Annotated in this window: 23 protein-coding genes; 7 read left to right on the forward strand and 16 right to left on the reverse strand. The window is 67.3% G+C overall.

Features of this window, described 5'->3' with window-relative positions; genetic code table 11:
- The first annotated feature begins 10 nt into the window (after positions 1–10).
- Positions 11–3,646, forward strand: a complete 3,636-nt coding sequence (locus ASF16_RS09585; RefSeq protein WP_056165666.1) for an EAL domain-containing protein — start codon at positions 11–13, stop codon at positions 3,644–3,646.
- Between the two features lie 30 nt (positions 3,647–3,676).
- Here the strand turns inward: ASF16_RS09585 and ASF16_RS09590 are convergent, their stop codons facing one another.
- From ASF16_RS09590 to ASF16_RS27125, 7 genes are all read right to left on the reverse strand, one after another.
- On the reverse strand, positions 3,677–4,492 hold the full coding sequence (locus ASF16_RS09590) for a glutamine amidotransferase (protein ID WP_056165670.1): 816 nt from the start codon (positions 4,490–4,492) through the stop codon (positions 3,677–3,679).
- A complete protein-coding gene (locus tag ASF16_RS09595; protein WP_056165673.1) occupies positions 4,489–5,967 on the reverse strand; it encodes an ABC transporter ATP-binding protein in 1,479 nt (492 codons plus the stop codon). The genes ASF16_RS09590 and ASF16_RS09595 overlap by 4 nt, the downstream gene beginning before the upstream one ends.
- Positions 5,964–6,812, reverse strand: a complete 849-nt coding sequence (locus ASF16_RS09600; RefSeq protein WP_056165676.1) for an ABC transporter permease — start codon at positions 6,810–6,812, stop codon at positions 5,964–5,966. The genes ASF16_RS09595 and ASF16_RS09600 overlap by 4 nt, the downstream gene beginning before the upstream one ends.
- Positions 6,809–7,774, reverse strand: coding sequence for an ABC transporter permease (locus tag ASF16_RS09605; protein ID WP_082516824.1), 966 nt, complete (start codon positions 7,772–7,774; stop codon positions 6,809–6,811). Before ASF16_RS09605 ends, ASF16_RS09600 begins: the two co-directional genes overlap by 4 nt.
- Positions 7,771–9,393, reverse strand: a complete 1,623-nt coding sequence (locus ASF16_RS09610) for an ABC transporter substrate-binding protein (RefSeq protein WP_200926884.1) — start codon at positions 9,391–9,393, stop codon at positions 7,771–7,773. The genes ASF16_RS09605 and ASF16_RS09610 overlap by 4 nt, the downstream gene beginning before the upstream one ends.
- A 4-nt stretch (positions 9,394–9,397) precedes the next feature.
- Positions 9,398–11,584 carry a TonB-dependent siderophore receptor gene (locus ASF16_RS09615; protein WP_082516856.1) on the reverse strand — a complete coding sequence of 729 codons (2,187 nt, stop codon included), beginning with the start codon at positions 11,582–11,584 and terminating at the stop codon, positions 9,398–9,400.
- Between the two features lie 185 nt (positions 11,585–11,769).
- The gene (locus ASF16_RS27125) at positions 11,770–12,162 is read right to left on the reverse strand and encodes a DUF2946 family protein (protein WP_056165683.1); all 393 of its coding nucleotides are present in this window, start codon (positions 12,160–12,162) and stop codon (positions 11,770–11,772) included.
- Positions 12,163–12,557: 395 nt separating this feature from the next.
- Here ASF16_RS27125 and ASF16_RS25385 point away from each other — a divergent pair, with 395 nt between their 5' ends.
- Positions 12,558–13,157, forward strand: coding sequence for a hypothetical protein (locus tag ASF16_RS25385; protein WP_082516857.1), 600 nt, complete (start codon positions 12,558–12,560; stop codon positions 13,155–13,157).
- Positions 13,158–13,283: 126 nt separating this feature from the next.
- Here ASF16_RS25385 and mmsB read toward each other — a convergent pair whose 3' ends face one another.
- The 6 genes from mmsB to ASF16_RS09655 all read right to left on the reverse strand — a co-directional run bounded on the left by mmsB (position 13,284) and on the right by ASF16_RS09655 (position 18,839).
- Complete coding sequence (mmsB, locus tag ASF16_RS09630; protein WP_056165686.1) at positions 13,284–14,177, reverse strand: 3-hydroxyisobutyrate dehydrogenase; 894 nt, start codon at positions 14,175–14,177, stop codon at positions 13,284–13,286.
- Positions 14,178–14,356: 179 nt separating this feature from the next.
- The gene (locus ASF16_RS09635) at positions 14,357–14,758 is read right to left on the reverse strand and encodes a DUF488 domain-containing protein (RefSeq protein WP_056165689.1); all 402 of its coding nucleotides are present in this window, start codon (positions 14,756–14,758) and stop codon (positions 14,357–14,359) included.
- Between the two features lie 60 nt (positions 14,759–14,818).
- A complete protein-coding gene (locus ASF16_RS09640) occupies positions 14,819–15,337 on the reverse strand; it encodes a TfoX/Sxy family protein (RefSeq protein ID WP_056165692.1) in 519 nt (172 codons plus the stop codon).
- Between the two features lie 66 nt (positions 15,338–15,403).
- Positions 15,404–16,570: an acyl-CoA dehydrogenase family protein gene (locus tag ASF16_RS09645; protein ID WP_056165693.1), complete on the reverse strand. Its 1,167-nt coding sequence runs from the start codon at positions 16,568–16,570 to the stop codon at positions 15,404–15,406.
- Between the two features lie 42 nt (positions 16,571–16,612).
- Positions 16,613–16,960, reverse strand: a complete 348-nt coding sequence (locus ASF16_RS09650) for a lysozyme inhibitor LprI family protein (RefSeq protein ID WP_235507312.1) — start codon at positions 16,958–16,960, stop codon at positions 16,613–16,615.
- Positions 16,961–17,315: 355 nt separating this feature from the next.
- Positions 17,316–18,839 (reverse strand): CoA-acylating methylmalonate-semialdehyde dehydrogenase, encoded by a 1,524-nt coding sequence (locus tag ASF16_RS09655; RefSeq protein ID WP_056165697.1) that lies wholly within the window; start codon positions 18,837–18,839, stop codon positions 17,316–17,318.
- Positions 18,840–19,000: 161 nt separating this feature from the next.
- Between ASF16_RS09655 and ASF16_RS09660 the strand changes: the two genes are divergently transcribed.
- The 5 genes from ASF16_RS09660 (at position 19,001) to ASF16_RS09680 (ending at position 22,096) form a co-directional block, all read left to right on the forward strand.
- Positions 19,001–19,891 (forward strand): LysR family transcriptional regulator, encoded by an 891-nt coding sequence (locus tag ASF16_RS09660; RefSeq protein WP_056165698.1) that lies wholly within the window; start codon positions 19,001–19,003, stop codon positions 19,889–19,891.
- 79 nt (positions 19,892–19,970) lie between these two features.
- Positions 19,971–20,495, forward strand: a complete 525-nt coding sequence (locus ASF16_RS09665) for an NUDIX hydrolase (protein ID WP_235507313.1) — start codon at positions 19,971–19,973, stop codon at positions 20,493–20,495.
- Positions 20,492–20,953, forward strand: a complete 462-nt coding sequence (locus ASF16_RS09670) for a YiiD C-terminal domain-containing protein (protein ID WP_056165700.1) — start codon at positions 20,492–20,494, stop codon at positions 20,951–20,953. The genes ASF16_RS09665 and ASF16_RS09670 overlap by 4 nt, the downstream gene beginning before the upstream one ends.
- Positions 20,954–21,004: 51 nt before the next feature.
- A complete protein-coding gene (locus ASF16_RS09675) occupies positions 21,005–21,382 on the forward strand; it encodes a PH domain-containing protein (protein ID WP_056165702.1) in 378 nt (125 codons plus the stop codon).
- A 141-nt stretch (positions 21,383–21,523) separates the two neighbouring features.
- Entirely contained in the window at positions 21,524–22,096 is a 573-nt protein-coding gene (locus ASF16_RS09680) for a hypothetical protein (protein ID WP_056166490.1), read from the forward strand.
- Positions 22,097–22,331: 235 nt separating this feature from the next.
- Here the strand turns inward: ASF16_RS09680 and ASF16_RS25390 are convergent, their stop codons facing one another.
- The 3 genes from ASF16_RS25390 to ASF16_RS09690 all read right to left on the reverse strand — a co-directional run bounded on the left by ASF16_RS25390 (position 22,332) and on the right by ASF16_RS09690 (position 25,798).
- Positions 22,332–22,490 carry a DUF3309 family protein gene (locus tag ASF16_RS25390; protein ID WP_082516826.1) on the reverse strand — a complete coding sequence of 53 codons (159 nt, stop codon included), beginning with the start codon at positions 22,488–22,490 and terminating at the stop codon, positions 22,332–22,334.
- A 158-nt stretch (positions 22,491–22,648) separates the two neighbouring features.
- The gene (locus ASF16_RS09685; protein WP_056165704.1) at positions 22,649–23,779 is read right to left on the reverse strand and encodes a HAMP domain-containing sensor histidine kinase; all 1,131 of its coding nucleotides are present in this window, start codon (positions 23,777–23,779) and stop codon (positions 22,649–22,651) included.
- A 375-nt stretch (positions 23,780–24,154) separates the two neighbouring features.
- Positions 24,155–25,798: a DHA2 family efflux MFS transporter permease subunit gene (locus tag ASF16_RS09690; protein ID WP_056165708.1), complete on the reverse strand. Its 1,644-nt coding sequence runs from the start codon at positions 25,796–25,798 to the stop codon at positions 24,155–24,157.
- Positions 25,799–25,800 lie beyond the last annotated feature (2 nt).

Genomic DNA, 25,800 nt, shown 5'->3' on the forward strand with positions numbered 1-25,800 from the left:
CGGAGCGCGCATGGCCAAGATTCTCGTCGTCGACGACATCCCGGTGAACCGGGCGCTGGTGGTGACGCTGGTGGGGCACAGCGGCCACCAGGCGCTGGAGGCGTCCGATGGCGCCCAGGCGTTGGCCATGGTGCGCGCGGAGCGGCCCGATCTGGTGATCTCCGACATCCTGATGCCCACGATGGACGGCTTCGAGTTCGTGCGGCAGATGCGTGCCGACCCCGAACTGGCCGGCACGCAGGTGATCTTCTACAGCGCGCACTACCGCGAGCAGGAGGCCCGCAACCTCGCGGCAGCCTGCGGCGTGCGCCAGGTGCTGGCCAAGCCCTGCGAGCCGCAGGACATCCTGGCGGCCATCGAGCAGGCGCTGACCGAGGTGGCCCCGCCGGCACCACATCTGGAGCGCAGCTTCCAGACGCAGCACCTGCAGTTGATGACCGACAAGCTCAACGGCAACGTGGCCGAGCTCGAAGCCATGAACCGCCGCCTGGCGGCGCTTACCGACCTGAACCTGCAACTGGCCTCCGAGCGCGACCCCCAGGTGCTGCTGGCCAACGTCTGCCGTGGCGCGCGGGAGCTGGTGGGGGCGCAGTATGTGGTGCTGTGCGTGGTGCGCAAGGACATCCACGCATCGCTCGTGTGCACCAGCGGCATCGAGGCCGCCACCACCGGTGCGCCGGATCTGCCGGTGGTCTCGCACGGCCTGCTCGGGCAGGTGCGCGCCCAGCGCCGCGCCCAGCGGTTCGTGCAAGCTGGCGGCGACCCGCGGTCCGTGGGGCTGCCTGCGGGCTACCCGGCCCTGCACACCGCGGTGATCGCGCCCATCACCTCACTGTCGTTTTCGTATGGCTGGCTGTGCCTGGTCAACAAGCTGGGCGCAGCGGAGTTCAGTGCCGAGGATGAAAAGATCCTCTCCATCCTGGGCGCGCAGGTGGGCCGCATCTATGAAAACGGCAGTCTCTACGCCGAGGTGCAGCGGCACGCGGACCGGCTGCAGCTGGAGGTGCTGGAGCGCAAGCGCGTCATCGAGGAACTGCGGGCCAGCGAGGCCGGCCTGCACCGCGCGCAGGTGCTGGCCAAGATCACGCACGTGATCAGCGGGCGCGATGGCGTCTTCGAAAGCTGGCCCGATACCTGTCCTGCCATGCTGGGCGTCACGCCCGAGGCCATGCCGCAGTCGGCCCGCGAGTGGCTGGCCCGGGTCTACCCCGACGACCAGCCCCTGTACCGCGCACGGGCCCAGCAGGCCGGGCGGCAACGCGTGCGCATGGATTTCACCTACCGGCTGGTGCGTGCCGATGGCGCGCTGCTCCACCTGCGCCAGGTGATGGAGCCCCTGCCTCCCGAAGACGGTGCGCCCGAGAAGTTCCGCTGGTTCAACACCATCCAGGACATCAGCGTACAAAAGCGCGCCGAAGAGGCCCTGCGCGAGAGCGACCGGCGCTTCAACGACATGCTGGACAAGGTCGAGATGATCTCCGTCATGCTCGACAACGAAGGCCGCGTCACCTACTGCAACGACTACCTGCTCAAGCTCACCGGCTGGCAGCACGAGGAGGTGGCGGGCCAAAGCTGGTTCGCGCTGTTCCTGCCGCCCGAGCAGACGCACATCCGCCAGGTGTTTGCCGACGTGCTGGCGGGGCGGTCCTCGACCTGGCACTACGACAACGAAATCGTCACCCGCTCGGGCGAGCGTCGGCTGGTGCACTGGAACAACACCGTCCTGCGCTCCGTGGGCGGCCAGGTCACGGGCGTCGCGGCACTGGGCGAGGACATCACCGAGCGCAAGGAGGCCGAGCGCAAGATCAAGCGCCTCAACCGCGTGTACGCCATGCTCAGCGGCATCAACACCTTGATCGTGCGCGTTCGCAACCGTGAAGAGCTTTTTCAGGGCGCCTGCCGCGTGGCCGTGGAGGCCGGGCAGTTCAAGATCGCCTGGGTGGGTCGCGTGGACGAGGCCCAGATGAAGCTCGTGCCGGTGGCGCTGGCTGGCGCCGAGCCCGAGTTTCTGGTGCGCGTGCGGGAACGGCTGGGCCTGTACGCACAGCCCACCGCGGGCGAGGCGCTGAGCGCCGAGGTGGCCCGCACCGGGCAGCCGGCGGTGTGCGACGACGTGCGCGGCGACCCGCGCATCGTGCTGCCTGATCTGCTCGCGCAGAACGGCGTGGCATCGCTGGCCATGCTGCCGCTGATGGTGGCGAACAAGGTGGTGGGCGTGCTCGCGCTGTTCTCCGAAGAAGTGGGTTTCTTTGACGCGGTCGAGGTCAAGCTGCTGATGGAGCTGGCCGGCGACATCGGCTTTGCGCTCGACCACCTCGACAAGGAAGAGCGCCTGAGCTACCTGGCCTTCTACGACGAGATCACCGGCCTGCCCAACCGCACGCTGTTCCTGGAGCGCAGCGCCCAGCACCTGCGCTCGCGCGAAGGCTCCCGGGCCCTGCAGGGCCTGGCACTGATGGACATCAGCCGGTTTCGCTTCGTCAACGACACGCTGGGGCGCCAGCGGGGCGATGAGCTGCTGCGGCAGGTGGGCGAGCGGCTGCAGAAAGCCGCTGGCGAGGCCTATTGCGTGGCGCGCATCGGCATCAACAGCTTTGGCATCTCGGTCACCGACGCCCGCGACGCCGATGCCGTGGCCCTGGCGGTGGACCACCTGATGCGCAGCTGCTTTGATGCGCCCTTCGTTCTGGGCGACACCGAACTGCGCATGGCCGCCAAGGCCGGCGTGGCCTTGTACCCGCTGGACGGCGCCGATGCAGAGGCCTTGCTGCGCAACGCCGAGGCGGCGGCGAACAAGGCCAAGGCATCGGCAGAAAGTCTGCTGTTCTACACCGCGGGCATGAACACCCGCGTGGCCGAGACACTGAGCCTGGAAGGGCGCCTGCGCCAGGCCCTGGAAGAGGGCCAGTTCGTGCTGCACTACCAGCCCAAGCAGCGCCTGGCGGACGGCCAGATCGTGGGCGCCGAAGCCCTGATCCGCTGGAACGATCCGCGCCGCGGCCTGGTGCCGCCGGGGCTCTTCATCCCGGTGCTGGAGGAGACCGGCCTCATCTACGACGTGGGCCGCTGGGCCCTGCAGCAGGCGCTGCAGGACAACCAGCGCTGGCGCCACGCGGGCCACACGGCGCTGCGCGTGGCGGTCAATGTGTCGGCCCTGCAGTTGCGCCACCGCAACTTCATCGCCGAAGTGCGGCAGGCCCTAGCGTTCGATTCCGGCGCCGGTGCGGGGCTGGAGCTCGAGCTCACCGAAAGCATGGTGATGGACGATGTGGAGCACAGCCGCCGCAGCCTGCACGCGCTGCGCGAGATGGGCATCACCGTGGCCATCGACGACTTCGGCACGGGCTTCTCGTCGCTGAGCTACCTGGCCACGCTGCCCGCGGACACGCTCAAGATCGACCGGTCCTTCGTCATGGGCATGGACACCACCTCGCAAGGCCACGTGCTGGTGTCCACCATCATCAACCTGGCGCACTCGCTGGCGCTCAACGTGGTGGCCGAAGGGGTCGAGACGCAGGACCAACTGCGCCGCCTGGCACTGCTGGGTTGCGATGAAATCCAGGGCTACCTGCTGAGCCGCCCCCTGCCGGTCGAGGCGTTCGAGCAGCAGTTCCTGGGCGCGCACCCGGCGGCGCCGTCGCTCTGACCTGACGCCGCCCCTGGTGAGGGGTGTGGCTCAGCCCGCCTGACTCTGCGACGCGGAGCCAGAGCCAGAGCCAGAGCCAGAGCCCTGTGTCAGGCTCGCAAACCGCGCCAGCAGGCCGTTGGCGGCCGGGGTGGCAGCCACCGCGGCGTGCAGCGCCTGCACATCGACCCCGCCGCGGTGCAGCGACGGCGCGAACAGCCGCACATAGTCCTGCATCACCGTCTGGCTGAACTCGGGGTGGAACTGCACGCCCCAGGCACAGGGCCCGGCGCGAAAGGCGTGGTGCGCCTCATGGGCGTTGGCGGCCAGCGGCACTGCGCCAGCCGGCAGGCGCCGCACCGATTGCTCGTGGACGGTGTGGGCCGCAAACTCCCGGGGCAGCCCGCCCAGCAACGGGTCGCCTGCGGCTGCGGGCAGGCACTGCACGGCCACGCTGCCGATCTCCAGGCCCGCCGGGTGGTGCGCCACTTCGCCGCCCAGCGCGTGCGCCAGCAGCTGGTGCCCGTAGCAGATGCCCAGCAGCGGGGTGGCGCCTTGCATCAGCCGGACCAGCCACTGCGCCGTGCGTTCGCTCCAGGCCTCCCGGTCGGTCACCATGGCCGGAGAGCCCGTGACGACCACCCCGGCGATCTCGTCCTGCGCAGGCCATTCGGGCAGCGCCCGCGCGTCGAGGGTGCGGATCTGCAGCGCACTGCCTCCGGGGCCCGCGCGCAGGCCCTGTGCGATCCAGTCTTCAAAGTCCCCATGCGCCGCGCGCAGCGGCGCCGGGGCCGCGCCGGTCTTGATGATCCACAGCGCAGGGGCGGTGGACGCTGGCACAGGGGATGCTTGTATAGGGTGGCTCATGGCGCTGCATTGTGAAGCACCCCGGCAGCCGCAGGTGCGCGCGGCATCGCTGCCCTGGCGTTCGCGGAAAAATCCAGCGTCCGCGTGCCGACCGCCGCGGCAATGTGCTCGTCGTGCGTCACCAGCATCAGCGCGGCGCCGGTCTCCCGCACCGCCGCCAACAGCACGCCCAAGGCCTCCTGCTGGGTGATGGGGTCCAGCCGCGACGTCGGCTCGTCGGCGAACAGCAGTGCGGGTTGTGCCAGCAGCACGCGCGCTAACGCAATGCGCTGCAGCTCGCCGCCAGAGACCTGCTCGGGCCTGCGCGCGAGCAGGCTTTCGGGAATGCGCAGCTGCTGCAGCCGCTGCAGCACCGCAGCCCAGGCGTGGCCGTGCAGGCGGGCCGCGTCGCGCAGCGACTGCGCCAGGCTGGCGTGCGGCGCAAACGACGACACCGGGTCCTGGTAGAGCTTTTGAAAAGCATGCGGCCGCAGCTGCGGCGCGCGCTGCACGCTGCCGGTGTCCGGCGCCAGCAGGCCCAGCAGCACATTGCCCAGTGTGCTCTTGCCGGTGCCGCTCGGGCCCTGCACGGCGATGCGTTCGCCAGCGCGCAGGTCCAGGTCCATGGCGGCGAACAGGCTGCGGCCACCGTAGGACTTGGCAATGCCGCGCGCCTGCACCACGGTGTCGCCAAGCGTGGGCGCCGCAAAGGCATCCCACCGCGCGGGATCTGCCGCCAGCAACTGCCGGGTGAAGGGGTGCGATGGCCGGGTGGCCACGGTGGCGATGTCGCCATGCTCCACCACCTGGCCTTCGCGCAGCACGATCACCTTGCCGCCCAGCGCCTGGGCTACTGCCAGGTCGTGCGTGATGGTCAGCAGGCAGCCACCCGCGGCCAGCACGCCGCGGAAGAGGTCGATGGTGCGGTCGCGCCAATGCGCATCCAGGCCCTTGGTGGGCTCGTCCACCATCAGCACCTGCGCACCGCCGGCCAGGGTGATGGCCGCCACCGCGCGCTGGGCCATACCGCCCGATAGCTGCCAGGGGTAGTGCTGCGTAGCCTCGCCCAGCCCCGCTGCGGTCAACTGTGCCTGGGCCAGCCCCTGCGCCTGCGGCCTGCTGTGGCCATGCAGCAGCGCATGCACCTCGGCCAGCTGCGGCGCCAGCCGGGTCAGCGGGTTCAGCGCCAGCGACGGCTCCTGCGGCAGCAGCGCCAGCCGCCGGCCCCACAGCGCACGCCGCGCCGCAGCGTCGTCGGCCCGGGTGGTGGTGCCCTCGATGGTGATGCTGCCAGTGGCTTTGAGCGCGGGCGGCAGGTTGCCCATGATGGCCTGGGCCAGCAGCGACTTGCCCGCGCCGCTTTCGCCCACCAGGGCCAGCGCTTCGCCGGGCTGGAGCGTGAACGCGATGTCCCGCAGCAGGTGCCTGCCGTTGACCTGAATGCCCAGGCCGTCCACGGCCAGCAGGGCGGGTGATGAGGAGGTAGTGGTTGTCATGCAGTCTCCCGCTCGGGTTGCAGCAGCATCATGGCGGCCACCAGGCACACCAGCAGTGCCACCGGCGCGGCGATGAGCCATGGCGCTTCCTGGTAGTAGGGCATCGACTCGGTCATCATCAAACCCAGCTCCGGCGTGGGCGGCTGAATGCCCACGCCCACGAATCCCAGGGCCGCCAGCGACAGCACGGCCTGCGCCGTGCTGAAGGCCAGCAGCGTGCCCAGCGTGGGCGCCAGGGCCGGCAGCAGGTGGCGGCGCAGCACGTAGCCGCGCCCAAAGCCCAGCAGGCGCGACGCCTGTACCGCGTCGCCCGCCAGCACGGGGCGCGCCACGGCGCGGCTCACGCGGAAGTACTCCACCCACAGCGCGAGGGCCAGCCCCACGTACAGCGCAGCCAGCTGGCCCGGCGCGATGGCGGCGATCAGCAGCACCAGCAGCAGGCCCGGTATGGCCAGCGCCGCGTCCGACAGCATGACCAGCGCCCGCTCGGTGCGGCCTCCGCGCCACGCGGCCGCAATGCCCAGCAGCGTGCCGGGAATGGCCGCGCTGAAGGCCGCCAGCAGGGCCATGCCCAGCGACAGCTGCGCCGCATGCGCCAGCCGCGCCAGGCCCGAGCGGCCCAGCACGTCGGTGCCCAGCCAGTGCTGGGCGCTGGGCGGCGCCAGCTGGTGGCGCAGGTCTTGCGCCACCGGGCTGGCACCGATGAGCCAGGGGCCCAACGCTGCAAACGCAGCCAGCAGCCCGAGCAGCACCAAGCCCAGGGCCGTGCGCCAGCGGACGCGGGGGCGGGGCAGGCCCGGCGCAGGTGCCAGCGGCATCGTGGAAGGCGTGGGGATCGCGCTCATGCCGACACCCCCTTGGCATGGCGCGGATCGAGCGCCACGCAGGCTGCATCCACCACCAGGTTGAACGTGACGAACAGCAGCCCCATGCACAGGGCCGCGCCCTGGATCATCGGAATGTCGCGCCCGAAGACGGCATGCACCAGCGCGTGGCCGATGCCAGGCCAGGCAAACAGCGTCTCCACCACCACCGCGCCCTCCACCAGAAACAGCGCCTGGACGCCCAGGTAGGCCGCCACGGGCACCGCGGCATTGCGCAGGCCATGGCGCACCAGCGCCTGCAGGTCCGACAGGCCCTTGGTGCGGGCAAACTCGAAGGACGGCGACTGCACCACGTCCTGCATGGCCGCGCGCGTCACGCGGGCCAGCCCGGCGGCCAGACCCAGGCCCAGCGTCAGCGCGGGCAGAACCAGGCTGGCATGGCTTTCATCGCCCGCCACGGGCAGAAAGCCCCAGTGCACGGCCACCAGCAGCATCAGCAGCACCGACAGCAAAAACGGCGGCGTGGCGCGCAGCACCACGCTCAGTACCCAACTGGTCTTGTCCACCCAGCCGCCTGGCCGCAGGCCGGCCCACAGGCCCATGGGTACGCCCAGGACGAAGGCCACGCCCAGCGCGGCCGCCGACAGCCGCAGGGTGGCCGCCAGGTGGTGCGCCACTTCTTCCCACACGGGGGCCTGGGTGACCAGCGATAGCCCCAGGTTCAGCGTCGCGATGTCGCGCCACCAGTGCAGCAGGGCCCAGGCGGCGGGCTGGTTCAGCCCCAGCTCGGCGCGCACCGTGTCGGCGGCGGCATTGCTCACCAGGTCGTAGCCGTAGCGGCCGGCCGCGATGCGCGTGGCCAGGTCCCCGGGCAGCGAGCGCACCATCAAAAAGCACAGCGTGCCGATGATGAGCGCCAGGGCCACCACCTGCACCAGGCGGCGCGCGGCCAGGGTCCACAAGGGGTTGAACGGGCGGGTCATGTCGTTTGCCATTCCATGGAAGTGATGCGGTAGGAGCGCTCCAGCGGGTCCAGCGTGACGCCGCGCACGCGGGGGTTCACGGCCACGTGCTGGCGGTACCAGGCCACGGGGATCACGGGCAGCTCGTCCTGCAGGGTGTGGGTGATGCGCTGGCGCAGCAGCGCTGCGCGCTCGGGCGTGGTGGCGGTGCGGGCCAGCTCTTGCAGCGACTGCACCACGGCGTCGCTGTGCCAGCCCATGGCGCCCCAGTCGCCGCCCTGGGCCGAAAAGTCCTGCGCCAGCGTGCCCGTGGGGTCGGGCACGTTGGCGTAGTTGCGCGCGGCCAGCGCCAGCTGCAGGCTGCCGTCGCGGTGGCCCAGCGGCACGTCGCCAGAGTTGCCGATGCTCACCTTGACGGCAATGCCGGCCAGCCGCCACTGCTCTTGCAGCGCAGTGGCGATCAGCGGCAGCTCGGGCCGGTCGAGAAAGGTGCGGATGGTCAGCGCCAGTGGCTGGCCGTCGGGGCTGCGCAGGCCGTCGGCATGGCGCTGCCAGCCGGCAGCCTGCAACAGACGCGCAGCGGCTTCGGGGTCGTGCTGCAGCGGCGCCAGCGCCGGGTTGTGCCAGGCGGCCAGCGTGGGCGGCAGCAGTTGGGTGGCGGCCAGGTTCTCGTCGCCCATCAGCGCATGGGCGATGCCGCCGCGGTCGATGGCCAGGCTGAGTGCCCGCCGCACGCGCACATCGCGCAGCGCGGGCAGCCCTGCGTTGAGCTTGATGATGACGGTGCGCGGCAGCGTGACCGACGCCAGCCCCACCTTCTGGTGGCGCCGCAGCCGCCGCAGGCTGGCCGGGTCCAGCCCGTAACCCAGGTCGGCCTGACCGCCTTCGGCCATCAGCGCGCGGGTTTCGGGCCGGCTGGCGGCCAGGTACTGCACGGCGGCGATGGCGGGCCGGGGGCCGTCGAAGCCGTCGAACACCACCGTCTCGACCTGCTGGGGCGGCACCAGGGCCGCAATGCGGTACGGCCCGCTGCCCACGATGGACTGCACCTTGCCGCCGCGCCCGTAGCTGGCTGGTGCCAGCACCATGGTGCTGCTGTGCGCCAGCAGGGCGGGCAGGGCGGCGTGGGGGCGGTTGAGCCGCACCACCACGGTGTGATCGCCCTGCGCCGCAATGCCGGCAATGGGCGCGTGGCTGAGCAGCGCGGGCGGCACCTGCGCGTCCTGCAGGCAGCGCACCACGGCAGCCGCCGTCACCGGGCTGCCGTCGTGAAACCGCGCACCCGGGCGCAGGTCAAACTGCCACACCAACCCGTCTGCCGAGGTGCGCCAGCGCTGGGCCAGCGCACCTTCGGGGCGGCCATCGTCGCCCGCGCCCATCAGTGTCTCGGTGACCTGCAGGCGGGTGAACATGTAGCCGCTTTGGGCAGGCGCCAGCCCGCTGATCTCCCACGGGCCCACGATGCGCAGCGGGGTACTGGTACTGGTACTGTCAGCGGGCTGCGGCTGGGCCTTTGCGGGCAGCGCTGCAGCGGCCAGTGCGGCGGCGGGCCATTGCAGCGTGCTGCGCCGGGTCAGGCCTGCGGTGGAGGCGGCTTGTGTGGCCGGGTGGCGGTGAAGGGAAGGGTGTGGCAATGGCATGTCGTCAGAACTTGGCTTGCAGCCCTGCGGTGAGAGTGCGCGCCGTACCCGGCGTGACCCACACCCGGCTGTACGAGCTGGTGTAGTGCTTGGCGTTGAACAGGTTGTCCACGTCGAGCGTGACGCTCAGCGTGGGGCTCAGGCGCCAGTACGCCACCAGCTTGGCGGTGGTGTAGCTGGGCAGATCGAAGCTGGCCGCGCCCGCATTGCCCTCGGCCTGCGTGCGCGCCTGGCCCAGGCGCTGGCCCATGTGGGTGATGCCGCCGCCCACGCCGTAGCGCTGGCCGTTGGCCAGGGTGTCTTCGTACACGGCCAGCACGCTGCCGTTGACGCGGGGCACGTTCAACAGCCGGCCGCCGACTTCGAGCAGGTTGTCGCGGGCGATGCTCACGTCGTTGAGCACCAGGCTGGCGTTCACGCGCCAGTGGGAATCGAGCCGGCCGGCCAGGTCCAGCTCCAGCCCGCGGCTGCGCACCTCGCCGGCGGCCACCGAGAACCCGGCGTTGGCCGGGTCGCTGGTCAGCACATTGCGCTTGCGGATGTCAAAGAGGGCGGCGGTGGCGCCGATGCGCTTGTCGCTGCTCTCCCACTTGGCGCCCAGCTCCAGTGCGCGGGCTTTTTCAGGGTCGAAGCCGCTGCCGGCCACGTCGGAGCCCGTGTTGGGGCGGAACGAGCGGCCCGCATTGGCGTACACCGTCCACGCATCGGTGGGCAGCCAGCTCACGCCCAGGCGGGGTGACACGGCCGAGGGGCTCTGCGCCGTGGTGCGCTGCGTGAGGCGGTTGTTCAGCGACTGGTCGTAATTGTCGGCGCGCAGGCCCGCCATCACGCGCCACTGCGCGCCCAGCTTGATGGTGTCCTGCAGGTACAGGGCGGTGTTGCGCTGCTTTTCCAGCGTGTCGGTATTGCGGCCGGGTGTGGGCTGGGGTTGGCCGTACACCGGGTTCAGGATGTCGATGGCATAGGGCGCTGCCGTGCTGGGGCTGGCCCGCAGCATCAGCGAATCCATGCTGAAACGAAAGCTCTCCACACCCGCCAGCACCTCGTGCTCCAGCGCACCGGCACGCACGGTGCCTTGCAGCTCGGCCTGCAGCGCAATGTCGTCGGACTGGAAGTCGCGGTAGCGGCGCTGGCGCGTGAGCGTGCGGTTGTCCGGCCGCAGCGCGGTGGGCTCGGTCGAAAAGCCCTCCAGCCCCGTCTCGCGGTACGACAGCCCGGCGCGGCTGCGCCAGTCGGGGTTCCATTCGTGGGACAACACCAGCTGGTGCGTCTGGTTGCGCACCGTCACGTCGCCATCGGCCGGCTCGCCCAGAAAGCGGTTCACGGGGATGGCGCCCAGGCGGTTGTTGACCGCCACCACGCCCCGGTCAAGCGGTGTTGCGTGGCGCAGAAACTCGGCCGTGTACTCCAGCACCGTGTCGGGCGTGAGCTTCCAGGTGAGCGCGGGGGCCACCACCTGGCGCTGCGCATCCACATGGTCGCGAAAGCTGCCGCGGTCTTCCACCGCCACGTTCAGGCGGTAGGCCAGCCGGTCGTTGATGGGGCCAGTGGTATCGAGCGCCGCGCGGCCCAGGCGGTTGCTGCCGGCGTAGGCCTCTACCGAGTGCGCGGCCTTCCACAGCGGCTTCTTGCTCACGATGTTGAGCGTGCCGCCCGGCTCGCTGCTGCCGTACAGCGCAGCGGCTGGCCCCTTGAGGAACTCGATGCGCTCCACACCCGCCAGATCGCGCGGCGCGTTGAAGCCCCGGTTGGACGAAAAGCCGTTGAGCAAGGTCGCCATGCCCGTGTTCTCGTTGCCGGGCAGGCCCCGGATGGCGATGTTGTCCCACAGCCCGCCAAAGCTGTTCTGCCGCGAGACGCCGCCCACGTAGTCGAGCACATCGTCCAGGCGCGTGGCGCCCAGGTCATCGAGCGTCTGGCGCGACATCACGCGCACGGATTGCGGCAGCTCGCGCAGCGGCAGGGTGGTCTTGGCGCCCTCGGCCTCGTCGGCGTAGTAGGCGCCGGAGGCGCTGCGGCCGACGACGTCGACGGCGGACAGGGTGGGTGGGGTGATCACATCGCCGTCTGCGGCGAAGGCGGGGTTGATGGAGGCGAAGAGCGACGCAACCGCCACGGCCGACAACGTGGGGCGCGGCAACGCCGCTGGGCGTGAAGACGAAAGAGAAGATGACAAAGACGAAGAACGCATGGCAAACCAGTCCAAAAGCGATGAATGCAAAGCCACGAGCAGCGTGGCCCACACCTGCCTGATTCAAGTGGTCAAGGCGGGCGCACAAAGCCGCGTGCCCGTACCCACCCCGGCGGGGTGACTACAAGGCTGAAAAAAGAGGGGGTTGCGCTGGAGAGCGCAGGCTGGCTAGGACCTGACGCGCGTCAGGCCCGATGGGCTGGCGGAGGATCGCGTGCGGCAAACGGCCATCGCACTTGCTGGACCGTGAAGGGGTCTGTGATTTGCGGCGCGAGGGTGCTGGGTGTTGCGGGAAGCGGTAGCTGGCCGGCCACCGGTGCATGTGCCAGGCCCGCCTCCAGCGCGTGGGTCAGGCACCAGGCGCAGGTGGTATGCGTGCTTTCGCCGTGCTCGCCCCTGGCTGGGGTGTCTGTGGCATATGCATCCACATCGCCTGCGGCTGTCGAGGCTGTGGCGCTAGCTACTCCCTCCCTGATGTGCCGTGCCTCATGCAGCGGCACACCCGCCAGGGCGTTGAACAACGCCACGAGCAGAAGCACGATGTGGAAAGGCAGGGCGGGGATGGTGCGGCGCAGCATGAGGGGTGCGAATCATACTCAACAGCAGATTGTGGCTTTGTAGGAAGGTCGCCGTGCCTTGAAATGATGCATACCGAGAACAATCAACCCGGGTGGTAGGGGAGCCGCGGCCCGTAGATGTTGATACTCAGCCTAATGGCAAATTTAAGCTTGTCATCAGTTAGCGCCGCTGTCCCAATAAGGTACCGAGCAAGACCGGTGGCGGATGGAGTTGGACTACTAGGCTCAACACTTACATCGGTGCAAGGGGTTCTTCAATTCAATCAAGCTACGCGCATGGATGTGACCAAGGTTGAAGAGTCAATGGTTCGAGTGCCCGCTAAATCATCAATATACAGGTCGATTTTCGGTTTGCGGGCTCTCAATGTCTCATGTCAAACATTAGAAAGCGGAAAATGTACGGTATCTCACTTACTGATCTTGTTGATATTGTTTCAAAATCGGGTAGTCCAAAAGCGACAAAGGTAAATCAAATAAAGAACAGAAAAGCTTACCATCCGGCAACTGATTTTTATAAGCCTTTGCGGGACGGATTGATAAAAATTCACAAAGAAGGATTGGAAAGGAGTTTTCTTGTGAATATCAGATCCGCAATAAGGGATCCTAAGAAAGTGGCCAACTATAACAATGCATTAAATGGATATAGCAAATGGTGGGGGAAGAAGAATATTTTCTGGTTTGATCCGCCAAAAAACACTTATGGAAATTCTGGGGTCGATGTTTCTATCAATCCGGAGCTGGGTCTGGTAATAGATGATCAAAGATATATTATTAAACTATATTTGAAAGATGAGCCGCTTAGCAAGTTGCGCATAGATTTGGCTACAGTGTTAATGGAGGTTGCTTTACGAGATTTATGTAAGGAGGGGGATATTATTGGTGTGCTGGATGTGAGGCAAGGCAAATTTTTCCGAGTTACCGCTCCAATTGCTCAAACAAAATCCATGGTTGATGCAGAGTTGGCGTATGTTGCATCTCTTTGGCCAAATATATAAAGCTGTCCAGCCGAAAGCTCCAGTGGCCGGTATCTGAGAGCTCGTGGTGGCGATAAGAAACGCCAGCACGGTGCTGGCGTGGGTTGGCAGGTGGGCAGTCCTCGTTGGGCGGCCAGCGTGCTGCGGTCAGTGCTTTTGCACCAGCTTGATGATGCTGGAGAAATCCAGCCCCCCATGCCCCGCCAGGCTGTGCGCCGCATACAGGCTGCGCGCCAGCCCACCCAGCGGTGTGGCCGCTTTCACCGCCGCGGCGTTCTCTTGCGCCAAGCCCAGGTCCTTGAGCATCAGATCCGTCCCAAAACCACCCGCATAGCCCTTGCTCGCTGGCGCAGTCTCCATCACGCCGGGGTAGGGGTTGTACTTCTCCAGCGCCCAGTTGCCGCCCGAGCTGCGGCGCATGATTTCGCTCAGTACCTTCGGGTCCAGGCCGTTGGCCACGCCCAGGGCGATGGCTTCGCTGGTGCCGGCCATCAGGATTCCCAGCAGCATGTTGTTGCAGATCTTGGCGGTCTGGCCGGCGCCCACGTCGCCTGCGTGGAAGATGTTGGCGCCCATCTTTTCGAGGATGGGGCGGGCGCGCTCCAGCGCTGCGGTGTCGCCGCCCACCATGAAGGTGAGCGTGCCGGCGATGGCGCCGCCGGTGCCGCCCGAGACGGGCGCGTCGATGAAGGCCAGGCCGCGGGCCTTGGCGGCATCGGCCACCTTGCGCGATGTGGCTGCCGCTATGGTGGAGCAGTCGATCACCAGCGCGCCCTCTGCCAGCTGGGGCAGCAGGCCGGTTTGCTTGTCGTTGCCGAGGTAGAGCGCCTCCACGTGCTGGCTGGCGGGCAGCATGCTGATGACCACTTCGGCGCCCAGCACGCAGGTGGCGGCGTCGGCGGCAATGCGCACGCCGTCAGCGGCCAACTTGTCGCAGGCGGGTTTGGAGAGGTCGAAGGCGCCCACGTCGTGGCCCGCCTTGTGCAGGTTCAGGGCCATGGGGCCGCCCATGTTGCCCAGGCCGATGAATGCGATCTTCATGCTGTGTTGCTCCTTGATGTCGTTGTGATGAGGGGGGTGAGGGGGTGAGGGTGATGCTGGCAACGCCCGGGATGTCGGGGCCTTGCACAACAGTGTGATCGGTTAGAAAAGGATTGCTATTAAATTTGTAGCTGGTAGCGCTTGCCTATCCAGCGGTAGGGGCCGAAAAAGCTTCAAACTCAGCCCTCCACACGGGCGCCGCGCGTCAGCAGCTCGGCCCGCAACACCGAGCGGTGGCAGCGCGACTCGTCCTCGCAGTAGCAGCCCACCGACATCGCGCTGTGCTGCGACAGCGCGGCCAGCAGGTCCAATGTGCGGCTGGCCTCGGGCTGGGCCAGCTCCTTGCGGAAATGTTGGACGAACGCCTGCCAGTCCTTGTCGCCCTCGGGGCCTGCGGGGACCTGCTGGCCCTGGGTCATCAGCTCTTGCGCGGGGGCGAGCAGCGGGTACCACACGTCGTAATAGTCGCGGCTGGCGAACTCGGCCTTGGGCACGCCGCGCGGCGGGCGGCGCACGGTGCCGATGCGGGTGCCTTCCCCGGTGGCGCGCGGGGTGCCGAGGCGGACGATGCGGATGGGCATGGTGGTGGCTCCGGGGTGGGCTGGAGGTGATGGCGTGTGCTTGCGCGGGGCGAGGGCGGCTCAGTCGTCGGCTTCGAAGATGCTGTGCTTCTTGGCTGCAGCTGTCCTCGTTGCCGCGGTCTTCGTTGGCGGCTTGTTCGCGCCCGCACTCTTGGCGGACGATTTGGCGGCTGGCTTCTTGCCAGCGGTGGTTGCCGCCTTGCCGGCTGCTGCGACGGGCGCGCGTTTCTTGCGCGGACTTGCCTTGGCCAGCGGGTTGTACGCCAGGGCTTCGCCGACCCAAAAGCTCCACTGCGCCCGCGTGGAGTAGCCATTGGGCTCCACCCAGAAGTAACCCTTCATCCCTCCGCCGGGCGACAGTTCTCGCGTGTTCTGCATCTCCTGCACCTCGCCATGGCGCTCGGGTGGCAGGCGCACCAGCAGCTCCTCGCCCTTGACCGCGATGCACATCTTGCCGTCCACGAAGAAGGCATGGGTGCCGAACAGCGGGTGTTCTTCAACATCGCTGCATTGCGAGAGCGCCGTGCGCATGGCGTCGATCAGGTGCAGGGTTTCGTCAGAGAGGGGGCGGGCAGGCATGGTTTTGATAAAAATGGGCGGCTACCGCTTGTTGGACAAGCGCGAGCAGCTATCAAAAATATAGTGTCAGCGAATCGCCTCCGTCGCATCCCCATCCAGCATGCGCCGCGCAATGATGACCCGCATGATCTCGTTCGTGCCTTCCAGGATCTGGTGCACGCGGGCGTCGCGCAGCAGGCGCTCCAGCGGGTATTCGCGGATGTAGCCGTAGCCGCCGTGCAGCTGCAGGGCGTCGTTGATGACGGTGAAGCCCGCGTCGGTGGCAAAGCGCTTGGCCATGGCGCAGTAGGTGGATGCGTCTCGCGCACCGGCGTCCAGTTTGGCTGCAGCCAGGCGCACCATCTGGCGCGCGGCGACGAGTTCGGTGGCCATGTCGGCCAGCTTGAACTGCAGCGCCTGAAAGCTCGCGATCGGCTTTCCGAACTGCTTGCGGTCCTGCATGTACTGCTGGGCGGCGTTCAGCGCGCCTTGCGCGGCGCCCACCGAGCAGGTGGCGATGTTGATGCGGCCGCCGTCCAGGCCCTTCATCGCGATCTTGAAGCCTTCGCCTTCGCGGCCCAACAGGTGGTCGGCGGGGATGCGCACGTTGTCGAAGCTGATGGTGCGCGTGGGCTGGCTGTTCCAGCCCATCTTCTGTTCCTTCTTGCCGTAGCTGATGCCCGGCGCGTCGGCCGGCACCACAAAGGCGCTGATGCCGCCTGCGCCCGATGCTGCATCGCCCGTGCGGGCCATGAGCACCAGCACGTCGGTGGCGCCCGCGCCGCTGATGAAGGCCTTGCTGCCGTTGATGACGTAGTCGTGGCCCACCAGCTCGGCGCGGGTCTTGAGCGAGGCCGCGTCGGAGCCCGCGCCGGGTTCGGTCAGGCAGTACGACGCGAGCTTTTCGCCGGTGGTCAGCAGCGGGCCCCAGTGGTCGCGCACCGCAGGGGTAGCCCAGGTGCCCAGTATCCAGGTGGCCATGTTGTGGATGGTGATGAAGGCGGTGGTCGATGGGTCGACCGCTGCCATCTCTTCGAACACCAGCGTGGCGTCCAAGCGGGGCAGGGCCAGGCCGCCGGCTGCCTCGGGCGCGTACAGGCCGCAAAAGCCCAGTTCGCCGGCCTTGGCGATGGCCTCGCGCGGGAAGATGCCTTCCTCGTCCCAGTGCGCGGCGTGGGGCGCCAGCTCCGCCTGGGCGAAGTCGCGGGCGGTCTGGGCAAAGGCGCGCTGCTCTTCGGTGAGTTCAAAGTCCATGGTGTGTCTGTCTCGTCAGTTCTTGTTGTTCTGAATGGTGCGTCAGGGCTTGGCCGACGGGTGGTCGAGCGTCAGCCAGCGCATCACGCCTTTGCGGCGCGCCTGGGTTTCTGCGATCAAACACTCGTGGTAGACCCGGGGCCCGGTAGGCTGGGACTCGGCACTGCGCGTGGACTGCTTGCAGCGCGTGGTGCGCTCGCGCAGCCAGGCCGAATGCTCCTGGCGCAGCTGGGGCCGCTCGTGGGCCGACAGGGCGCGCATCACGTCGCCGTAGAGGATGGCGATCTCGGTGTCTGCCGCCTGGAAGGCTTGCACGGCGCAGGCATTGGTTTCTGGCACTGTGCCGGCGGGGTTGCAGGCAGCGCCGGCCTGGGCGTGGGCTTGCGGCATGGTCAACAGTACTGCGCAGGGCAGCACAAGAGCGACGGCCCAGGCAGGCAATTTCGTCTTTGGCGGGTGGAGTTGCATGGCCTGGTTTTAACACCGTCGTTGTGCAGCGTGGGGGCCTTCGACAAGCTCAGGCTGAACGGTCGGGGTTGGGTTGGGGTTGGTCCGGGTGTTGTCGCGCCGGCCGCCATCACACGCCCGTTCGGGCTGAGCCTGTCGAAGCCGGGGTGGTGCCTCCCCACCCGTTCGGGCTGAGCTTGTCGAAGCCCTGCTCAACGCTTCGACCCCCAATCAGCGTGAATGGATGTTTCGGTCGCGGCCAGCATGGCACGTGGCATGTACCAGCCCCCGGCAGCACCTACTTCAAGCTGATCGTGGTGTTCACACCGTGCGACACGGTGCTGTCGTCAAACCAGCGCGCCGTCACCGTCTTGGTCTGCGTGTAGAACAGCACGACCTGCTTGCCGTACGGGCCCAGGTCTCCCAGCTTGGACGCGCGCGAGCCCGAGAACGAGAACAGCGGCACCGGCACAGGGATCGGCACGTTGATGCCGACCTGGCCCACATCGATCTCTTCCTGGAACTTGCGCGCCGCGGCGCCCGACTGGGTGAAGATAGCGGTGCCGTTGCCGTTGGGGTTGTCGTTGATGAAATCGATGGCTTCGTCGATGTCTGCCGCGGCCGACAGGCACAGCACGGGGCCGAAGACCTCTTGCTCATAGATGCTCATGCCGGGCTTGACGCCGCTGAACACCGTGGGGCCCACGAAGTTGCCCTTCTCGAAGCCGGCCACCACGGGGTTGCGGCCATCGAGCTCCAGCTTCGCGCCATCGGCCACGCCGCGCGCGATCAGGCCTTCGACACGGTCCTTGGCAGCGCACGAGACCACGGGGCCCACGTCCGTACCCTTTTCGGTGCCGGCGCTGATCTTCAGCGTCTTGGCCTTGGCCACCAGGTCGGGGATCCAGCTTTGCGCCTCGCCCACCAGCACCACCACCGACAGCGCCATGCAGCGCTGGCCTGCAGCGCCAAAGGCCGCACCGGCCAGGGCGTTCAGGGTCTGCTCCTTGTTCGCATCGGGCAGCACGATGGCGTGGTTCTTGGCGCCCATCATGCATTGCACGCGCTTGCCGGCCAGGCTGGCGCGGTTGTAGACGTGGGTGCCGACCTTGGTGGAGCCCACGAAGCTGATCGCCTTGATGTCCTTGTGGTCGCAGATCGCGTTCACGGCCATCTCGCCGCCGTGTATCACGTTGAGCACGCCCGCAGGCACGCCGGCTTCGAGCGCCAGCTCCACCAGGCGCATGGTGACCATCGGGTCCTGCTCGGAGGGCTTGAGCACGAAGGTGTTGCCGGTGGCGATCGCCATCGGGAACATCCACAACGGGATCATGGCCGGGAAATTGAAGGGCGTGATGCCCGCACACACGCCCAGCGGCTGCAGCAGGGTGTAGGTGTCGACGCCACCGGCCACGTTGTTGGCCAGCTCGCCCAACTGCAGGTTGCCGATGCTCGCGGCATGCTCGACCACTTCCAGGCCGCGGAACACGTCGCCTTCGGCGTCCGGCAGCGTCTTGCCCTGCTCGGCGGTGAGGATGGCGGCCAGCTCGGCCATGTTCTCGCGGATCAGTTGCTGGTACTTGAGGAAGATGCGGGCACGCGTGCCGATGGGCGTCTTCTTCCAGGTCTTGAAGGCTTCCTTGGCCGAGGCGACTGCGGCATCGATCTCGTCGGCCGTGGCAAACGGCACGCGCGCCAGCACTTCTTGTGTGGCGGGGTTCACCACATCGCGCCACTCGGTGGTCTTGGACTCGACGAACTGGCCGCCGATCAGCAGCTTGACGGTGGGGGCCAGCACGGCCTGCGAGGTGGGTGCGTTCATGGGTGTTGTCTCCTGAATGGAATAGGGCGCCGCAGCGGGTAACCAGCGCATGGTAGCTGTGCAAATTTGTGAAGACAATAGACAATACTGCGCACAAGGTTTGCAAAAATGCAGATCGATCGCGAGCGATGGGCTCGCGAGACGCCGTACAGAGAGGGCTTATGGACTGGGACAACCTGCGCTACTTCCTGGAGTTGGCCCGCGCCGGCACGCTGGTGGCCGCTGCGCGCCGCCTGGCCGTGGACCACACCACGGTGGCGCGGCGCATCCAGGCGCTGGAAAAGCAGGTCGGCTCGGCCCTGTTCGCCCGCGAGGCCGGGGGCCACCGGCTGACCGAGGCGGGCCGCGCACTGCTGCCACAGGTCGAGGCCATGGAGGCCGCCTTTCTGGCTGTGGAGAACGCCGCGCCGGGCGTGCGCCAGGGCCTGCAGGGCCTGGTGCGCATCGGTACGACCGAAGGCTTCGGCAATCTGGTGCTGGCGCCGCAGCTGGCGCACTTTGCGCTGGAGCACCCGGGCCTGGTGCTGGACCTGCTGGCCTTGCCGCGCCTGGTGCACCTGTCGCGGCGCGAGGCGGACATCGTCATATCGCTGGAGCGCCCCGCCCGCGGCGCGGTGCTGGTGGTCAAGCTCACCGACTACGTGCTGCAGTTGTACGGCACGCGCAGCTACCTGGCCCGCCATGCGCCCATCCGCACGGCGGACGACCTGCGCGGGCACAGCTTCATCAGCTATGTGGACGACCTGCTGTTCACCAAGGAGCTGCAGATATTGGACGAGCTGCACCGCCCCGCGCGTTTTGCGCTGCGCAGCACCAGCATCCTGGCGCAGTACGAGGCGGTGCGCGCCGGTGCCGGGCTGGCGGTGCTGCCGGCCTTCGTGGCGGCGCAAGACCCGGCACTCACGGCGGTGCTGCCCGGCACGGCGCGTTTTACCCGCACGTTCTGGATGTCGATGCCTGAAGAGAACAAGCACGTGGCCCGTATGCAGGCCACCTGGGCCTTTCTGCGCGAGACGGTGGCCGCCCAGCAGGGCTTGCTGCTGCCCGACTGAGCCGGGCGCACGTCGCGGTCGGGCCCGGCCTGCATCGCGCAGACGGTGCCTGTCACCATGCCGCGATAGGATCGGCAGCATGAACCCCATGGCACCGTCCATCCCCATCGCGCCGCGCATTCGCCTGCGGGCAGCGGCGGTCATCACCCGGCCCGGGCAGGTCTTGCTGCACCGTGCCGAAGGCGATCTGTTCTGGGCACTGCCCGGCGGCGGCATCGAGCCGGGCGAGAGCGCCGCCCAAGCGCTGGTGCGCGAGATGCACGAAGAACTGGGCGTGGCGGTGGAGCCGGGCGCGCTGGCCTGCGTGGTGGAGAACTTCTACGCCTATGGCGGCGTGGACTACCACGAGATGGGCCTGTACCTGCACGCCCAGCCGCGGCCCGGCAGCCTGCTGGACCAGACGCCCGGCCCGTATGTGGGCGCCGAAGGCCATCGCGGGCTGGAGTTTGCGTGGTTTGCCCGTGCCAGCCTGGCCCAACTGGACCTGCGCCCGGCCTTCCTTGGCGAAGCCTTGGCAACGCTGGGTGACGTGCCTGGCCCTGTGCCTCACTTCGTGCACCGCGACCCGGCCCCCGCACCCACCGACCCGAAAGCCCCTGCATGAATCCTCGCGACCTGGAGTCCTATCTGCACGACCACATCCCCCTGGCCCGTGCCATGGGCGTGTCGGTGGTGGACGCATCACCGCAACGTGTGGTGCTGACTGCGCCGCTGGCGCCCAACATCAACCACCGCGACACGGTGTTTGGCGGCAGCGCGTCGGCCGTGGCGATCCTGGCCGCGTGGAGCATGCTGCATGTGCGGCTGTCGGCCGAAGGGCTGGGCAGCCGGCTGGTCATCCAGCGCAACACCATGGACTACCTGGCGCCCATGGCCGGCACCTTCACTGCCGTGGCCGACGCCCCGTCGGCCGCGGTGTGGAGTTCCTTCACCCGCATGCTGCAGCGCAAGGGCATCGGGCGCATCGTGCAGACGTCGGTGCTGCACTACGAGGGCCAGCCCGCCGGGCGGCTGGAGGGCGAGTTCGTCGCCTTCGGGCCGGGCTACCAGTCGCTGGCCTGAAGGGCCGGGGCTTGACGGGCCACCGGGACATCACAACAGCAGGAGCACACGATGGGACTTTTTGACGGCGTCTTGGGCAATGCATCCAAGATCGATGCAGCGAAGATCCAGGAAGAGTTCGGGCGCATTCTCGCGCCCGGCGAGGTGGTGGAGCATGCCTACCAGCTGATCCGCGATTACTTCGTGTTCACCAACAAGCGGCTGGTGCTGGTGGACAAGCAGGGCATGACGGGAAGCAAGGTGGAATACCACTCGCTGCCCTACAAGAGCATCACGCACTTCAGCATCGAAACAGGCGGGACCTTCGATCTGGACGCCGAGTTGAAAATCTGGATCTCGGGCAGCGCCGCGCCGTTTCAAAAGCAGTTCAACAAGCGGCTCAGCATCTACGAGGTGCAGTCGGTGCTGGCGGGCTACGTGCTCAAGTAGGCAAGGTGGGGGGCGATGTCGCCGCTTTTCAGGCCTTTGCGAGGTGCACGGGCCGGGTACCCTGGCGGGACAAGGCGAAACGGTGGCCCGTCGATGGTCGTCCCACGGCACCGGGGTGTCGCCACACAGGAGCTCATGGCGATGTCACCTCTTATCTCTGGCCTGGCGTCCGTCGCGTCGATGGTCTTCAACGCCGCCTCGGGCGGATCCTCCAAGTCAGCGGCCACACGTCGCAGCAGCGAGACGGCCGATGCGGAGCCCTCTGCGGTCGTCACGCTCAGCCCGCAGGCCGAAGCGCTGGCCGGGTTTGCCGGCAAGGGCATTCTGGTGTCGCAAGGCAAGCTCGATGGTGCCTTGGGTGCCGTCCAGCGCGGTGGCGCGCAGAGCGGGGGCAGTGCAGGTCTTGCCGGCAATGGCTCGTCCGTGTCGGTGCAGGACTTTCAGGAGATCCTGACCCGCTTTGGCGCCGACGATGCACAAAAGCAGCAGATCACGGCGGGCTTTGATGCCAACAAGGACGGCAGCATCTCGCACGACGAGTTCTTGAAGGGCATGGCCAGCACATCGATCCAGAAACAAGGCACCGATTTTTCGCAATCGGTGCTTCAGTTGATGGACAAGGGTGGGGACACCAATGGGGTGGTGAACCAGAAAGAATTTGCGGCGTTCACCACGGCGTTTGCCCACGCGGAAAAGGGCGTGGCCGCGGTGTGATTTTCGGCGGGCCGTACGCCGTACGCTGCATATGGCGCGAGTGGAATGTGGGTGGATCGGCGCGTGGGCGCGCTGGGCACGAGACACAGGGCGTGCCAAAACGTGCAAAGGCATGACAGGACTGCGGAGCCCCCATAGAAAAAGCGGCCCGAAGGCCGCTTTTCTCTGGAAGTTGTGACACCTGGATGCTGCGGGCGTTAGCTGCCCACATCACCCCGATGCCGCACTTTTATATTTATATCCTGCCCATCAGCAGCAGGACCACCAGGATAAGCACCACGAGGCCGATACCACCGCTGGGTCCGTAGCCCCACGAGCGGCTGTGGCCCCAGGTTGGCAGTGCGCCAACGAGGATGAGGATCAGGACAATCAGCAGAATCAGCGAGAGCGACATGGCAGTTCCTTGTTATCGTTACGGTGACTGCATTGTTGGGCCCAGTGCCGGGGTGTGACCGCAGGTGCTGCGCCTGCTCCAGGGTCAGGAATTTCCGACAGGGGGTGTGGGATTGACGGGGTGGTGGGCACGCGCGGAGTGGGTCTGCATGCAGTCCGCTACGCCAGCTTTCGCAGCGGCACATTGATCTTGAAGACGCACCCCTTGCCCGGCAAGTCTTGCACGGTCAGGCGCCCTTGGTCGGCTTCGACGCTTCGCCGCGCAATGGACAGGCCCAGCCCCAGGCCCCGCTTGTCGTCAAACCCTTGCTGGAAAGGCTCGAACACTGTGTCGGCGCTACCCGCGGCAAGCCCGCCGCAGCAGTCCTCCACCTCGATGAGGATCGAATCCACGGACGTGTGCGCGTGCAAGGTCACCTCGCTGCCAGGCCGGGTGAACTTGAAGGCGTTCTGCAGCAGGTTGCCGAGCGCCGCCAGCAGTAGTTCGCGATTGCCTTCGATCGCGAGTTGGGCGTCCACCTCCACGATGCGCAGGGTGCAGCCGGTGTCGGCGGCATACAGTTCGGCCACGCGGCCTGCATCCGCCAGAAAGATGGCGAGCGAGAACACGCGAGGGTGCAAGGGTGCGATCGCTGCATCGCGAACCGCCGCCAAGGAATGTTGGATCAATCCTTCCATGGAGGCCAGGCTGCGTTTGAGCACTGCACCGGTCGAGCCGCCGACGGGAAGCCTGCCCGACTCCAGCGCGGCGAACGCCAGTTTGGCGACGTGCAGGTGGTTGCGCAGCTCGTGCGCCAAAAAGCCCAGCCGTTCGTTCTCTTCCTCTGCCTGGCGTCTGGCCACTTCGACGTCGCGCTGGGCCGCGAACTCAGTCACGGCGTCGGCAATGGCGTTGTCCAGGCAGCGGTTCAGTGTGCGGAACTGATCGACCGAAAAATGGGCATCACGTTCGACGGCCAAGTCGGTGATCGCCTGGCACAAATCGCCGTAGTCATGAACGACCTGATCTACCGTGTAGCCTAGCCCCAGCAGTTCGCCTCCGTGCACCGTCGCCGAAACGCCCATTTCCGACAGCGCTGACGCATTTCCTCCGGAGACCCCTGAAATCTGCAGCCCGCCCACCATGTCGCCGTGACCCTCGGCCTCCAGCGTGCGCGTCAACTGGTCAAGAAACATCGGGACGCCGTGCAACAGCTGGGTGTGGGTGGCGCCGCGCAAAGGCCGCATGGCTACCTTGTCTTTGCACCGTTGAATGAGTTGGTTGCGGTTGTTCAGTATGAAGCTGCGCATGGCAATGGCTGTATCGGGCTGCGGCGTGGCGCCGGTCGCAGCGGGGTCGTGGCGGAATCGTCTCGCGTCGCCTGAATAACGAGACAGTATGCCCCTATGGCGAGTACGCGGTGTTTTCCTACACCGCCGTGCGCGCGGACGTGCTTCTCCGCACGGATGCGCATATGTTGGATGTTGGGCTTGCGCTCGCCTTCGCTGGCTGTGCTCTTTGTAGTAGATGCTATGAAAATTATAGCTATCGGCGCTTCGCAGTCAAGAGGTAGCGGCTATTTGGACTCTAATCTCCGTGCGCTGCAGGGCGATGCAAAAACACAAAGAGAAAAACCGGCGCAAGGCCGGTCTCTCGTGCGTTGTCATTCTTCGAAAATGCCGCTGTCAGTGCGCTCCACCCGCATCGGCCGCGCCGCCGCCTGCGGCCCGTGGCGGCCGCTTGGTCAGCCAGATCAGCCCGATGAGCAGCAGGAACAAAAACGCCGACCCGAGGAAGATGTCGTTGGCAGCCCGCGTGAAGGCCTGCTGGTCGATCAGCCGGTTGATCTGCGCCAGCGCCTGCATCTGCGTGAGGCCCGAGGCAGTCAGGTTGTCCAGCGTCTGCCCGAACACACCCTGGCCCTGCACCAGTCCTTCGGTCAGGTGGGCGTGGTGCATGGCGGCGCGGCTCTCCCACAGCGTGGTGGCGATCGACGTGCCCATGGCGCCCGCGGTGATCCGCACGAAGTTCGACAACCCCGCAGCGGCCGGTATGCGCTCGGGCGGGATACCCGCCAAGGTCAGCGTGGTCAACGGGATGAAGAAGAAGGCCATGGCCGCGCCCTGCAGCAGGGTGGGGATCAGGATGTGGATGAAGTCCGTCTGCACCGTGAACTGCGAGCGCATCCACAGCACCGTGCTGAACACGATGAACGCGCCCGTGGCCATGCGGCGCGGGTCCCACTGGCCGACCTTCTTGCCCACCAGCGGGGTGAGCAAGATGGCGAACACGCCCACCGGCGCCAGCGCCATGCCGGCCGATGTGGCGGTGTAGCCCATCCACTGCTGCAGCCACAGCGGCAACAGCACCACGTTGCCGAAGAAGAGGGCATACGCCACCGACAGCGCGAGTGCACCGAAGGTGAAGTTGCGGCCCTTGAAGAGCTTCAAGTCCACCACCGGGTGCTTCTCGGTCAGCTCCCACACCAGGAACACCGCAAACGCGACCACGGCCACCACGGCCATGATGACGATCTCGCCGGAGGCGAACCAGTCGAGCTCCTTGCCCTTGTCGAGCATGAGCTGCAGCGCACCGACCCACAGCACCAGCAGGGACAGCCCCACCGTGTCGATGGGCAGCTTGCGGATCGGCGTCTCACGCTTGCGGTAGATGCCCCAGGTGAGCAGGCCGGCCAGCAGGCCCACGGGCACGTTGATGTAGAAGATCCAGGGCCAGGAGATGTTGTCCGTGATCCATCCGCCCAGCAGCGGCCCGACCACTGGCGCGACCAGCGTGGTCACCCCCCACAGGGCAAGGGCGGTGCCCGCCAGCGCCTTGGGGTAGCTGGCGAGCAGCAGCGTCTGGCTGAGCGGAATCATCGGCCCGGCCACCAAGCCCTGCAGCACGCGAAAGAACACCAGCATCTCCAGCGACGACGCAAAGCCGCACAGCCAGGACGTGAGCACGAAGAGCAGCACGCTCATGGTGAACAGGCGCACCGCGCCAAAGCGCTGCGTGAGCCAGCCGGTGAGCGGCACCGAGATGGCATTGGCCACGCCAAAGCTGGTGATGACCCAGGTGCCCTGGCCGGGGCTCACGCCCAGGTCGCCGGCAATGGCGGGGATGGAGACGTTGGCGATGGACGAGTCCAGCACGTTCATGAACGTGGCCAGCGACAGCGACAGCGTGCCCAGCAGCAGGGCGGTGCCCTGCAGTGGCGCGTAGGCGGCCGGTGGGCCCGAGGGGGCCGAAGGTGGCGCGGCAGCAGGGGCCGCTGGCGCGGCGGGGGCCTGGCCTGCGGTGTCTGCAGTGGGGTTGGCGGCAGTCATGC

Source organism: Acidovorax sp. Leaf78 (genome assembly GCF_001422735.1).
GTDB lineage: Bacteria > Pseudomonadota > Gammaproteobacteria > Burkholderiales > Burkholderiaceae_C > Acidovorax.